We start from the raw sequence: 12,870 nt of genomic DNA, 5'->3' as shown, positions 1-12,870 counted from the left end.
TAGGATTTTTTAGCGGCTTTGGCGGCGGGCGGGGCGGCCACCACCGCAGATCACCTTGCCGCCGTTCTCCTCGGCGGCCCTCACGAGGCGTGCGCACCAACGTGCGCCGGACCACCGAACCGCCGACCACGACCACCACGACCACCCCGCCGACGACCACCACGACGAGCCCGACCGAAACCACGCCGACCAGCCCGACGACACCGACAACGCCGCTGATCGGGCCCGAGGGGCCGCCCACAACGACGGATACGCCGCTGGTGCCCCCGGTTCCGCAACTGCTGCCGCCACCGACGGCGACTCCGCCCAGCTAGGGCGGCACTGTTTCACCGCTACACTGGCGACCCGTGATGATCACCCTCAACAACGTGACCAAGCAGTACAAGTCGTCAGCGCGGCCCGCGCTCGACAACGTCTCGGTCAAGATCGACAAGGGTGAGTTCGTCTTCCTCATCGGACCGTCGGGGTCGGGCAAGTCGACGTTCATGCGGCTGCTCCTGGCTGAGGAGACTCCGACCCACGGCGACATCCAGGTGTCGAAGTTCCACGTCAACAAGCTGCCCGGGCGCCACATCCCCAGCCTGCGCCAGGTGATCGGCTGTGTGTTCCAGGACTTCCGGCTGCTGCAGCAGAAGACCGTCTTCGAAAACGTCGCATTCGCCCTCGAGGTCATCGGCAAGCGCGCCGAGACCATCAACCGGGTGGTGCCCGACGTGCTGGAGATGGTCGGCCTGTCGGGCAAGGCCAACCGGTTGCCCGCCGAACTGTCCGGTGGCGAACAGCAGCGCGTCGCAATCGCCCGCGCATTCGTCAACCGGCCGCTGGTACTGCTCGCCGACGAGCCCACCGGCAACCTGGACCCGGAAACCAGCAAGGACATCATGGATCTGCTCGAGCGGATCAACCGCACCGGGACCACGGTGTTGATGGCCACCCACGACCACCACATCGTCGACTCAATGCGCCAGCGAGTCGTCGAACTCGAACTCGGCCGGCTGATTCGCGACGAGCAGCGCGGCGTCTACGGAATGGATCGCTAGTGCGCTTCGGCTTCCTTATCAACGAGGTCCTCACCGGATTTCGTCGCAACGTCACCATGACCGTGGCGATGATCCTGACGACCGCCATCTCGATCGGCCTGTTCGGCGGCGGCCTGCTCGTCGTCCGGCTGGCCGATCAGTCCCGCAACATCTACCTGGACCGCGTCGAAAGCCAGGTCTTTTTGACCAACGACGTCTCGGCCAACGACCCATCGTGTGACGCCGACCCGTGCAAGGCGCTGCGCCAGCAGATCGAGGACCGTGACGACGTGCGCTCGGTGCGGTTCCTCAACCGCGACGAGGCCTACGAGGACGCGATCACGAAGTTCCCGCAATACAAGGACGTCGCGGGCCGTGACGCGTTTCCGGCCTCGTTCATCGTCAAACTCGATGACCCCGAGCAGCATAAGGAATTCGACGAGGCGATGGTCGGCCAGCCCGGCGTGCTCAACGTGCTCAACCAGAAGGAACTGATCGACCGACTGTTCGCGGTCCTCGACGGCATCAGCAACGCCGCGTTCGCGGTGGCGTTGGTTCAGGCGGTGGGTGCGGTCCTGTTGATAGCCAACATGGTCCAAGTCGCGGCGTACACCAGACGCACCGAGATCGGAATCATGCGCCTGGTCGGGGCCAGCCGCTGGTACACCCAGTTGCCATTCCTCGTGGAGGCGATGCTTGCCGCCCTGATCGGTGTCGTCATTGCGATCATCGGGTTGATCGTGGTGCGGGCGCTGTTCCTGGAGAACGCGCTCAACCAGTTCTATCAGGCGAATCTGATCGCCAAGGTCGACTATGCCGACGTGCTGTACTTCAGCGCTCCGCTGATGCTGTTCTTGGGGTTGGCGATGTCGGGTATCACCGCCTACGTGACACTGCGGCTTTACATACGAAGGTAGCCATGGCAAAACAGGGCGCCAAGAAAGCCGACCCGTCCCGGTCCAGTAACAACAAGGTCGTCGCGACCAATCGCAAAGCGCGACACAACTATTCGATCCTGGAGACGTTCGAGGCGGGTATCCAGCTCGTCGGCACGGAGGTGAAGAGCCTGCGCGACGGGCAGGCGTCGCTGGCCGACGCCTTCGCCACCGTCGACGACGGCGAGGTGTGGCTGCGCAACCTGCACATCCCTGAGTATCACCACGGCAGCTGGACCAATCACGCGCCGCGGCGCAACCGGAAACTGTTGTTGCACCGCAAGCAGATCGATCAGCTGATCGGCCGCATCCGCGACGGCAACCTCACGCTCGTGCCACTGTCCCTGTACTTCACCGACGGGAAGGTGAAGGTGGAACTGGCACTCGCCCGAGGTAAAGAGGCCCGCGACAAGCGGCAAGACCTGGCGCGTCGTGACGCGCAGCGCGAGATCACCCGCGAGTTGGGGCGCCGCGCCAAGGGCATGACCTGATCGGAGTCGCGCTCGCGCTGGTGTCGGCGCTGGGCTACGGGATCAGCGACTTCGTCGGCGGGCTGGCCTCGCGCCGCGTCGCCGCGTTGCGCGTGGTGCTGGTCTCCTATCCGATCGCGTTGGTGGTGCTCGGGGTACTGGCGGTTCCGATCGGCGGGGACGTCTCGCAGGGCGCAGTGGTCTGGGGCGGGCTTTGCGGGGTCGCGCAGGCGTTCGGCGTGTGGTGGTTCTACGCCGCCTTGGGTTCCGGGCCGATCTCGGTGGTGTCCCCGCTGACCGCGATCCTGGTGGCCGGCATCCCGGTGGGCGTCGGGCTGGCGCTGGGGGAGCGGCCTGGGCTGATCGCCGGAGTGGGTGTGGTGCTGGCGTTGGTGGCGGTGGTGCTGGTCAGCCGGGAGGCGTCCGACGAGGACGTCACGGAGCACAGGTTCACCCCGACGGTGGCGTGGTTGACGGTCGGCTCGGGCGTGGCGTTCGGGTTGAATTTCGTGCTGATCGATCAGGCGCCGGTGGACGCAAAGTTGTGGCCGTTGGTGTTCGCCCGCGCGTCGGCGACGGCGCTGGTGGTCCTCATCGCACTGTTGAGCCGCAACCTGCGACCGCCGTCGGGCACTCCGCTGAGGTTGGCGGTGCTCGCGGCATTCATCGACGTCGGCGCGAACATCGCGATGCTGCTGGCACTTCAGGCGGCGCTGCTGTCGCTGGCGGGCGTGCTGATGTCGCTGTACCCGGCGGCGACGGTGTTGCTCGCGATCGTGGTGTTGCGCGAGCGGGTGACACGCTGGCAGGCGCTCGGCATGGTGTTGGCGTTGGCTGCGGTGGCCATGATCGCCGCAGGCTGATCGACGCGAGTATTTGGGCCGAGCCGACATGAGCACTTCGTTGAATGAGGCATCATGACGAACGGAAAGGCGGGGAAGGCGTGTTGCTCAGGGGTCATCGTTGGCGTTACGGCGTCGTCGTGGCCCTGCTTCTCTTAATCGTGGTGAATGCGCTGGCACCGTGGGGATACGACCGCGCCGAGGCGGGGATGATCGCGGTGCAGGCGATCCTGGGCGCCGTGATCGTTGTGCGCGGCTTCGTGGTTGCTCGGAAGGTCGACGGCACAGCTCGATGGTGGCGGGTCCTGATCGCAGCCTCGTGCTTGAGCTGGCTCATCGGTGAACTGCTGTGGTGGACGGGCGGAGGCGCAGACGACGGTCGAGTGGCCGGTGGGAGGGAGACCGTCGCGTATCTGCTCCCCGCGGTGCTCATCTTCTCGGCAGTGGTCGTGTTGGGGCGGGTGGGCCTCGGACGCACCAACACCCCCGACCCGGTGCACCAGTACTCGCTCGTCGCCTCGGTGCTCGACGCGATCGTGGCGGCCATCTCGTTTTCGCTGCTGTCCTACATGGCCGGATACGGCGCACTGGCCGCAGCGGCGTTCCCCCGGTCGGACAATCCGCCCATCCTGGTCACCTATTCGCTGCTCCAGTTGTGCGCGGTGGTGGCGGGGGTCTTCTTCGCCAGTCTCTATCGGCCAGACCGGCCATATCGGGCGGACTGCCTGCTGTTGACCGGCGGTGTCATGTTGCTCGCGTCCGCCGACCGGATGGTCGCCTACTTCCGGACCGTCGGCTTGCAGAACGGTGATTTGTGGGGCGGCGGCGCGTTCATCATCGGGCTGATACTGGTGATCTACGCGCTCGCCACACCGACGCCGCAGTCAGAAGCCGCCGCGCAAAGCAGCGATCGGGTGATGGACTGGGTGCAGTTGATCTTGCCGTTCGCCGGATTCGCTGGAATCGCAATGCTTTACGGCTACCACGTGATGATCGGCAAAGAGCTCGACGGCGTGCTGGTCGTCGGAGCGGTGGTGATGGTTCTGCTCGTCGCCACGCGCCAGGTCTTCGCGATGCGCGCGCAGCACAGGTTGACGCTGCGGCTGTTCGACGCCCAGCACCGGCTCGCGCACCAGGTTCATCACGACGCCTTGACCGGGCTGCCGAACAGGCTGTTGTTCGGCAAGGAGCTCGAAACAGCCGCAACCAGAGGCGGTTTCGTGCTGATCTTCGTCGACCTCGACGACTTCAAGGTCGTCAATGACCGGTTCGGCCACGCGGGCGGCGACGAACTGCTGCGTGCCGTGGGCGAACGCCTCCGGCGATGTGTGCGGGATACCGACACCCTGGCACGCATCGGCGGTGACGAGTTCGCGATTCTGATCAACAGCGACGCGGCGGCACCTGAAGTCGTCGCCGACCGCGTCCGGGCGGCGCTTCGGGAGCCGTTCGCGGTGCACGGCTCGAGCGTGCGGGTCCGCGCCAGCATGGGCCTGGTGCGGCCGCATGCCGGTGACGACAGCCAGACCCCAGACGACCTGCTGCGTAAGGCCGACCACTCGATGTATGAGGGCAAACGCCTAGGAAAAGACATCGCCATCGTCTACCCGTCGATGATCGGCCGAGCAGTGGACTTTCCCACCGCGTTACGTCACGCCGACGGCGGTCCGCCGGCCGGGTTCAGCCTCGTCTATCAGCCCATCGTTCGGCTACCGGAGGAGGCTCCGGTCGCCATCGAGGCGCTGGCGAGGTGGACCGCACCCGATGGCACGCAGATACCGCCCGAGACGTTCGTGGCCGCCGCCGAGGCCGCGGGGCTCGGTGATGCCTTCGACGCGATGGTGCTGGACCAGAGTTGCCGGGAAGTCACCACCGCTGGCTCGAGTATCGATTTGCAGGTCAACATCGGGGCGGCACGCTTGCGCGACGGCGGATTCCGCGATGTGGTGGCCGGGACGCTGGCGCGCTACGGCATGGAACCCAGCCGGCTGACGTTGGAGATCACCGAGACCGTGCCTGTCGTCGATCTCGACGAGGCAGCCGCACAAATACGGCGGCTCAGGGCTATTGGCGTCAAGGTTGCCCTGGACGATTTCGGTGCCGGGTACAACTCGCTGACCTATCTGCACGCGTTACCCATCCAGATCGTCAAGCTCGACCGCAGCCTGTTGGCCGGACCCGAACCCGCTCAGGCCGCCACGTTGTACCGATCGGTGATCGCGGTGTGCGATCCGTTGGGCCTGGAAGTGATCGCCGAGGGCATCGAGACGGTGGAGCAGGCCGAGATGGTGTTCCTCGCGGGCTGCTCGCTGGCTCAGGGGTATCTGTTCGCGTTGCCCACTGCGATCGCCGATCTGCCGTCGAAGCTCATGCCGCCGACACACCGTAGCGTCGCGGGTTCCCAGCACGGTCGTCGGTGACGAGCGGTACGGTCGGGCGGTGAGCAGCCCCTCGCGTCCGGTCACCAAGCTCGACAAGACTGCGGTCCTCGATGCCTTGTTCGCCGAATGGCACACCATCGGTGACCTGTTGGCGGGCCTGGGCGAATCGGACTGGCAGACCGCGACGTCGCTGCCCGGTTGGACGGTGCACGACGTGACGGCCCACATGGTCGGCACGGAGTCGATGTTGGCGGGCATGGACATGCCGCAGCCGGATGTGGATGTGTCGCTGTTCGAGCACGTCCGCAACGACATCGGTGTGCTCAACGAGCGGTGGGTGCTGGAGTTGCGGACGATCAGCGGCGCGGAGTTGAGGGACCGTTTTCAGGCCGTCACCGCCGAGCGTCGTGCGGCGCTGAGCGCGATGGGCGACGACGAGTGGAACCAGGTGACCGCGACGCCGGCCGGCCCGGACAGCTACGGCCGGTTCATGCGGGTCCGGATCTTCGACTGCTGGATGCATGAGCACGACATCCGCGATGCGCTGGGGCGGCCGGCGTCGGACCCGACCGGCGCGCCCGCGATGTTAGCGCTCGACGAGATGGCGGCCAGTATGGGCTTTGTAGTGGGCAAACTGGGTGGGGCGCCCGACGGGTCGCGGGTGTCAATCGTGCTGACGGGACCGCTGGGCAGGACGATCAACGTCGCGGTCGAAGGCCGGTGCAAGGTCGTCGAGGACTTCGGCGACGAGGAACCGACGGCGACGATAACGCTCGATGCGCTGCTGTTCGCGCGGCTGGCCGGTGGGCGGGTCGCGTTGGCCGAGCATGCCGACGACATCGGCTTCGGCGGTGACGAGGAGGTCGGCAAGCGTGTCGTCGACCACCTCAACTACGTGATCTGACCAGCGGCTTCAGGCCGGCGCGGGCATAATTACGTGGTGTGGGGTGTTGAAGGTCGCGTAAGATGAAATGTCCTGCCGTAGATCGGCGGGCGCGTTGTTAGACAACTACACAGGGGCTGAACGGTTTCGACTTCGAGTGTCGAATCAAGGGAAGCGTGCCGGTGCAGGCAAGAGACCACCGTTAAGCGTCGTTGCAACCAATTAAGCGCCGATTCCAATCAGCGCGACTACGCTCTCGCTGCCTAAGCGACAGCTAGTCTGTCAGCCCGGGAGAGCCCTCGACCCGGTGTCTGGCATCAGCTAGAGGGATAAACCGGTGAGTTCGGTCGCGGGACTCATCGGGACATCAAACAGCGACTGGGATCGTCATCCTGACTTGTTCGCGTGATCAGGAGATCCGAGTAGAGGCGTAGCGAACTGCGCACGGAGAAGCCTTGAGGGAACGCCGTAGGACCCGGGTTCGATTCCCGGCAGCTCCACTGAAAGGGCCGCAGAAATGCGGCCCTTTTCTTTGCTCGACCCGGCCCCCGCTGGTCTGACTGCGTCGCGAAGCGAAATCCAGCGACGCAAATAGTTTCAGTGCCGCTAGGCAGTCAGCTGCACCGACGGGGTTGCTTGTTCGACCCGGATGATGGCGTCCCCAGGGAAATGCTCGCGATGAGTCTCGGCTGCGTCGGCGGGATCTCCGGCGATTACGACGCGTAAAGTGTGGATTTCGCAGGTGTGGCTGATAACGGTGTAGTGATCGTGTACCGGATTGGCGTCTGTCATCGGTTGTTTCCTTTCTAAGTGTGATGCAGTGACGACTACGTCATAAAGTTACCGACGGTCCGAGCCTGGACGCGTCGGCTGATCGACCCATGATGTGGAGGAGAGACGTTCAACCGATTGGGGGATACCGGCTCGGACATTCGCCGTCAGGTCCGAGGTCAGAAGAAGGACGCTGCCATAATTTCGGTGACCGTCTTCAGAGGGCGTGTCTCGGTGTCATGAGTCAGCACCGGACGATGACTGCTCTTGACGCCGTCAGGAGTCGGAAACGAATCCCAGGTCGCGAGCCATACAGAACCTTATGCTCTACGTCGACAGTTGCGTCAACAAACGCGGCCCAGGGGCGGTCACCATGGCTTCGATCGGTTCGCAGCAGCATGGACGGGGCCGCGATCTCGTCGGCATCGTCGGTCCGCCCACGGTGAGCACTTTGATGGAAGCGCCGCGACCGCTCCAGCGGGCAAGTCCCCAAATATCCGTGGAACAAGACGGCAGATTTCGTATTCCAGCAAATAAGTTATAGGGAAACCCCTGATTCCCTTTCGCCGTTTCAGGCGCAGACTCGGTGTGGTAGGCGGACCCCCGGGTGGGGAGGACGCCTCACATCCAAGATCAAAGTCGGGGCATGCCATACGAGTCGTGGCCGCGTTTGCCGTGGCGGCAACAGCCTTCGGGGCGGCGGCAGCGAAAAGTGCGGCACCCGTTGACTTGTACGACAGAAGGCAGGGCTTGACATGTTGAGACGATTGCTGACGGTTGGAGCCGTCGCGGCCTCGATCGGCGTGGGCGGTTGCGCGGGTGTGGGTGCCGCGTTGGCTGATCCTGCCGTGTGTGGCGTACCGGGGACGCCGCCGTGTGCGCCGTCGCTCAGTCCTCAGCAGCAGTGCGCGCTAGTCGCGTGGCGAACATGGACGCCGTGCAACTGGGTGGGTGTGCAAGTTCCGATCGGTACACCGGGCAGCGTCGGCTGATAACGATGCGGCCTTGGGTTGCGTCAGTTGCGCTTTACGCACGAGACGAACCCACGTCACTCGCTTTCCGGCAGATGACGAGCGCCTCGACGTAGTCCCAGCGATAGCGGCCGGGGGCCTCCGCGACGCGTTCTTCGAGCTCTCGGAGAAAGGCGGTGAAGAGGCCGGCTGCCCGTGCCTCCCCCTCGCGCGCGAATGCACGGAGGAGGAGCGGCCCTCCCCATGCGCCCACGCTCTGGACGTAGTCGTGCGCGAACGCGCCGGGATCGCCGTGCCAGTAGGGGTTGTCGACACGGAAAAGTTCGATGCTCTCGAGCTCGAGGCCGGCGAAGCTGCCGGCGCCCGCCTCGAATGGGGCCCGGAACTCGCCGAGTGTGCGCGACCAGACCGGAACGACTGCCGCGTCGACCGTGGCGCCGCTTATTCGCCCCGCCCGGCGCCAGTCGGCGAGCAGGAGGTTCATGTCCCCGACGATCTCGACGTAGAGGCCCGTCCTGTCCGGGCATGGAGCGGGGGAGGCCGGGATGGCCGCGATGAACCAGCCCCCTGGCGCCAGCTCGAGTGAACGCATCTCGAGCATTTGTTCCCACTGGCGCGCCGCGGCGACGCGCCAGGTGCGTCGCTCGTCCTGGTCCACGTGATCCGGGTATCCGGGAAAGACCGAGCCGCTGGAGGCCAGGCCGGCGGCGTCGGCGATCCAATGCATGGTCGTCCCGCTCACAGAGAGGTGCGCTGTGCCTCGTGGAAAGGCGGGGGCGTGATCGAGAGGGATTCCGGCCATGGAGACGACCGCGGCGGGAGGCGGGTCGCGATCGAGAGCTCGACGACAGGCCTTGCCATGGGCCTCCGGCGAGCCGTAATGGGCGCCCGCGCCCGTATCGGCGATCCCGGGGCCGGACTCGGCCTGCCCAGGGGTCACGACCACCACTCCCTGGTCCTCCGCCTCGCCAAAGGCGTCTCGCAGGTGGGCAGCGGCGACCCGCCACGCGTTCGTCGGTAGGTCAACGAGCGCATAGATCAAGGGCCGGCCGGAGCGCTGTGCCACGAGATCACGGATGAGGCCGTGGGAGTTCACGCCGTCGGCGGCTCCCAAATCGGCCACGCAGAGCACCGGCTCGGCCGATAGGCTCTCCGCGGCGGCCATCACGGCTGGGTGAATCGCCTCAAAGCAGGCGCGCTGCGAGAGCGCGTGCCGCGCATAGTCGTCCGCCATGCCCAAGAGCTCGGGGCGACATGACGGCGTGGTGGTTCCTTCCGCAGCGCCGCGGTCGGGACTGCGTTTGGGGCCGATTGCTGCTGGACGATCCATGCTCACTCCCGCCCCTCGGCGCGGCCGTCAATGGTGAAACCATACTTTCCTGCCGCGGCGAAATACCTCATGTTGCTCCGTGAACCGCCCCGCGTCGAGCAACTCAACAAGACCGCCGGTGACGCGATCCGTCACTCACCACACAGTCGTCTCACTGCGATTTCTGCGCTTGGTCCGATTTCGGCAGCTCCACCAATAGGAGCTACTGTCCAGGGCGACAAGCCTTGACCAGTTCCCGTTTCGCCATCACCAGTCATCTGAATTGGCATCTGGCCCTGTTGATTTGACCGTTTGCCCCGGAGCCTGTTGCGCGTGGACATAAGCTTCCGGCCACGAGGCAGCTGCCCTGATCGCGATGTCTGCCACGGATTTCCATCTCAAGATCGCACGACCGCGAGGTCGAGCTTGGCACTTACCGCGTCGATAACTTCGGCGCACAAAGGAGGCTGGAGCGTTGTCGACCAAGCTGAGGGCCCAGCTGTGACCCCAGAACTAGGGCGTCTCCACGGAAAGTCCGCCGTAATCACTGGGGCGGCGTTCGGGATCGGCCGGGCGACGGCCGTGCGCTTCGCGCGCGAAGGAGCCCGGTTAGTCATCACCGACATACAAAGCGAGCCGCTGCTCGCGCTGGCTGACGAACTGCGGCACGACGGGACGGAAGTCGACACAGTCGTCGGGGACGTCTCGGTCGAAGGCGACGCAGAGCGGATGATCACAGCGGCGACCGACCGCTACGGACGGCTCGACGTGCTGGTCGCGAACGCCGGGATCATTCCGCTCGGCGATGCGCTTGAGGTCTCCGCCGCCGACTGGGACGAGGTGATGGCCATCGACGGCCGCGGAATGTTCCTGACGTGCAAGTTCGCGATCGAGGCGATGTTGCCCACCGGGGGTGGCGCCATCGTCTGCCTCTCCTCGATCTCCGGACTGGCAGGCCAGAAGCGACAGGCCGCCTACGGGCCCGCCAAGTTCATCGCTACTGGCATGACCAAGCACCTGGCCGTCGAGTGGGCCGACCGCGGCATCAGGGTCAATGCCGTTGCCCCAGGGACGATTCGAACCGAGCGAGTCAAGCAGCTTCCCGATGAGCCGGGTGGGTCGGAGTATCTGGCGGCGATCGAGCGGATGCACCCGATCGGCCGTCTCGGTGAACCGGCCGAAGTCGCCAGCGCCATCGCCTTTCTCGCGTCCGACGACGCCTCGTTCATCACCGGAGCCGTATTGCCCGTCGATGGGGGATACCTGGCGCAATAGTGCTCGAACCCCAAAACTGTCGTGAAATACGACCGGCCACAGGACATTACCTCCGTTCGAGCGAAGGATCTCCGAGGATGCGAGTGACACGAACCGGCTCTGGTGGCCCGCCCTTGGTCTTCGTGCACGGGCTTGCTTGCGACGGCACGGACTGGCAGGCGCAGGTCGACTGGTTCGAGACAAGAACCACCGTCGTCGTATGTGAGTTGCCCGGGCACGGCTCCAGCACGGCCGCATTAGAGGACTGCACAGTCGAGGCCTATGGCTCCGCGGTGGCCCGAGCCATGACGGAGCTGTCGCTGCCGCCGGCGATCGTCGTGGGCCACAGCATGGGATGTCGCGTCGCTCTTCAGGCGTGCCGGGTAGCGCCCGACGCCGTGGCCGGGCTCGTACTCGTCGACGGCAGCCGCATCGGCGATGGTGATCCCGCAATCGCCGAGCAGGCCATGGCCGACGAACTCGCCGGCGACGGCTATGGGCGATTCATGCAGGGATTCTTCGAAGGGATGTTCTTCGGATCGAGCGACCCCGATCTGGCGAAGCGGATCATTGACCGAGGTGTTCGTTTCCCCGCGCCAATTGGAAGAAGGCTGCTGACGAGTCTGGTCGGTTGGGACGCCGGCGAGGTGGAGAGCGCACTCGATTCTGTCCGCGTACCGCTGCTGGCGATTCAATGCACGACCCTCGATGCGGCACGCGAGCGTGTGTCGCTCGAATCGGGACAGAGTGCGCCCTGGATCGACCTGGTGCTTGCTCATGTGCCACAAGCCACCGCCGCGATGTTGCCCGGTTCTGGCCACTTCCCGCAGATCGAACAGGCCGCGGAGGTCACCGCGCTTATTGCCGACTTCCGCGACGCCATTCAGCGTCATCAATGACGCCGGGGGTTCGGGTATCTCGCCTGGAGTGTCGTTGCTCCGGGCAGCACCACGCCGATCGTCTCGGGATTCGACGTCGCGCTCATCGCCGAGGACGGCATCACCGACCTGTTCTCCGTGATCACCAGGGCACCGCAATGATCAGACGGCCCGACTTTCCAGCGATAGCCTTCTGACATGTCAAAGTCATTCGACTGCACCGTCGAATCCGCGGTCAGCGTCCAACAGATCCAGGCCGCGTTCTCCGAGCGCGGATACTGGCTGGCGCGGCTGGAACCGCACAACGGCACGGCAGAACTGCGCTCATTCGACGTCAACGTGCAGGGGGAGGTGCGGGTGACGGTTGCCCAAGACTTGCGAAACACCGTGCTGCCGGGCCTTTTTGGCAAGCTATACCCCGGCGGTGTGGAACTGGTGCAAAGCGAGACGTGGACCGTCGACCGTGGGGACAAGGTGCGGGGGCTGATCCACGTCCAAGCCCACGGAGCGCCTGGCTCCGGCCGCGGCACCATCGAGATGACGCCGACGCGTGACGGTGAGCGCCTCGAGTGCAGCGGCATCGTCAAAGTCAAGATCCCGATCGTCGGCGGCAAGATCGAAAGCTACTTCGGTCGTCAGATGACGGATCAGATCCCCGAGATCCTTCGCTCCATTAAAGAGTGGATCGACGAGAGCGCCTGACCCTTCGCCGGGAGCCGACGAGCTACCGCCGCTGTCCGCAAAGAGAAGATTTCTCCGAAATCCCTGCTCGGCCGGGATCGATCGTGGTTCACTGACCTCCACGCAAATTCTTGACGGGCGTCAGGGGGTATCGGTGGCTGATCAAAGCGTCGACGATCGGGAGCAAGGCCACGACTCGGAGTTGGCCGTGGACGTCCGTGTCCGCGTCCACCCGGACACGGACGCCGAGGCACGTGGCGTCATCGTCGAAGACTTCGGTGAGATGACCGCCGTGGCCGTCGATATCGGCTCCAACCACATCGCGGATCCCGCCCGCCGCTGGGCAGTGATGCTCGACGAGGGCACGCTGCTGTTCGCCGACTCCGAACAACTCACACCCGAGTAGCTCCCGGTAAGCCTCTGATTCCGCCCGTCCTCAAGCAGGCGGGGGAGGCGGTGGCGGCCCGAAGATGAAC

The 12,870-nt window shown here is 65.2% G+C and carries 13 protein-coding genes and 1 other RNA gene; 11 read left to right on the top strand and 3 right to left on the bottom strand.

Going from position 1 to position 12,870, the window contains the following annotated elements; all coding sequences use genetic code 11:
• A partial coding sequence (locus A5790_RS26105; RefSeq protein ID WP_231987591.1) for a hypothetical protein occupies positions 1-241 on the bottom strand: 241 nt, incomplete at its 3' end.
• 109 nt (positions 242-350) lie between these two features.
• Between A5790_RS26105 and ftsE the strand changes: the two genes are divergently transcribed.
• The 7 genes from ftsE (at position 351) to ssrA (ending at position 7,033) form a co-directional block, all read left to right on the top strand.
• Complete coding sequence (gene ftsE, locus A5790_RS04230) at positions 351-1,040, top strand: cell division ATP-binding protein FtsE (RefSeq protein WP_064346044.1); 690 nt, start codon at positions 351-353, stop codon at positions 1,038-1,040.
• Entirely contained in the window at positions 1,040-1,936 is an 897-nt protein-coding gene (ftsX, locus tag A5790_RS04225) for a permease-like cell division protein FtsX (RefSeq protein WP_064394402.1), read from the top strand. The genes ftsE and ftsX overlap by 1 nt, the downstream gene beginning before the upstream one ends.
• Before the next feature lie 2 nt (positions 1,937-1,938).
• Positions 1,939-2,445, top strand: a complete 507-nt coding sequence (smpB, locus tag A5790_RS04220) for an SsrA-binding protein SmpB (RefSeq protein ID WP_066841551.1) — start codon at positions 1,939-1,941, stop codon at positions 2,443-2,445.
• Positions 2,442-3,287: an EamA family transporter gene (locus A5790_RS04215; protein WP_082961568.1), complete on the top strand. Its 846-nt coding sequence runs from the start codon at positions 2,442-2,444 to the stop codon at positions 3,285-3,287. The genes smpB and A5790_RS04215 overlap by 4 nt, the downstream gene beginning before the upstream one ends.
• A gap of 119 nt (positions 3,288-3,406) precedes the next feature.
• Positions 3,407-5,686, top strand: a complete 2,280-nt coding sequence (locus A5790_RS04210) for a bifunctional diguanylate cyclase/phosphodiesterase (RefSeq protein WP_231987590.1) — start codon at positions 3,407-3,409, stop codon at positions 5,684-5,686.
• A gap of 19 nt (positions 5,687-5,705) precedes the next feature.
• Positions 5,706-6,551, top strand: coding sequence for a maleylpyruvate isomerase family mycothiol-dependent enzyme (locus tag A5790_RS04205; RefSeq protein ID WP_066841550.1), 846 nt, complete (start codon positions 5,706-5,708; stop codon positions 6,549-6,551).
• A 112-nt stretch (positions 6,552-6,663) separates the two neighbouring features.
• Positions 6,664-7,033, top strand: a transfer-messenger RNA (tmRNA) gene (ssrA, locus tag A5790_RS04200).
• Between the two features lie 103 nt (positions 7,034-7,136).
• On the opposite strand, the gene A5790_RS25680 is transcribed toward ssrA, so the two are convergent.
• On the bottom strand, positions 7,137-7,322 hold the full coding sequence (locus tag A5790_RS25680; RefSeq protein WP_094295589.1) for a hypothetical protein: 186 nt from the start codon (positions 7,320-7,322) through the stop codon (positions 7,137-7,139).
• Positions 7,323-8,327: 1,005 nt separating this feature from the next.
• A complete protein-coding gene (locus tag A5790_RS04195; protein ID WP_066841549.1) occupies positions 8,328-9,506 on the bottom strand; it encodes a hypothetical protein in 1,179 nt (392 codons plus the stop codon).
• A gap of 576 nt (positions 9,507-10,082) precedes the next feature.
• Here A5790_RS04195 and A5790_RS04190 point away from each other — a divergent pair.
• The 4 genes from A5790_RS04190 (at position 10,083) to A5790_RS04175 (ending at position 12,800) form a co-directional block, all read left to right on the top strand.
• Complete coding sequence (locus tag A5790_RS04190; protein WP_066841548.1) at positions 10,083-10,856, top strand: SDR family NAD(P)-dependent oxidoreductase; 774 nt, start codon at positions 10,083-10,085, stop codon at positions 10,854-10,856.
• 113 nt (positions 10,857-10,969) lie between these two features.
• Positions 10,970-11,734, top strand: a complete 765-nt coding sequence (locus A5790_RS04185; protein WP_255361502.1) for an alpha/beta fold hydrolase — start codon at positions 10,970-10,972, stop codon at positions 11,732-11,734.
• Between the two features lie 177 nt (positions 11,735-11,911).
• Positions 11,912-12,415: a DUF2505 domain-containing protein gene (locus A5790_RS04180; protein WP_066841546.1), complete on the top strand. Its 504-nt coding sequence runs from the start codon at positions 11,912-11,914 to the stop codon at positions 12,413-12,415.
• 133 nt (positions 12,416-12,548) lie between these two features.
• Complete coding sequence (locus A5790_RS04175) at positions 12,549-12,800, top strand: hypothetical protein (RefSeq protein WP_066841545.1); 252 nt, start codon at positions 12,549-12,551, stop codon at positions 12,798-12,800.
• The last annotated feature ends 70 nt before the right edge of the window (positions 12,801-12,870 follow it).

Source organism: Mycobacterium sp. 852002-51152_SCH6134967 (assembly GCF_001667105.1).
Classification (GTDB): domain Bacteria; phylum Actinomycetota; class Actinomycetes; order Mycobacteriales; family Mycobacteriaceae; genus Mycobacterium; species Mycobacterium neumannii_A.
The sequence above is the reverse complement of the archived record's forward strand: the minus strand, read 5'-3'. Positions and strand labels throughout refer to the sequence as shown.

Bases quoted from the DNA above. Each gene is read 5' to 3' on its own strand.
- smpB (WP_066841551.1), top strand. From the start codon at position 1,939: ATGGCAAAACAGGGCGCCAAGAAAGCCGACCCGTCCCGGTCCAGTAAC.
- A5790_RS04180 (WP_066841546.1), top strand. From the start codon at position 11,912: ATGTCAAAGTCATTCGACTGCACCGTCGAATCCGCGGTCAGCGTCCAA.
- ftsE (WP_064346044.1), top strand. From the start codon at position 351: ATGATCACCCTCAACAACGTGACCAAGCAGTACAAGTCGTCAGCGCGG.
- A5790_RS04195 (WP_066841549.1), bottom strand. From the start codon at position 9,506: ATGGCGGACGACTATGCGCGGCACGCGCTCTCGCAGCGCGCCTGCTTT.
- A5790_RS25680 (WP_094295589.1), bottom strand. From the start codon at position 7,322: ATGACAGACGCCAATCCGGTACACGATCACTACACCGTTATCAGCCAC.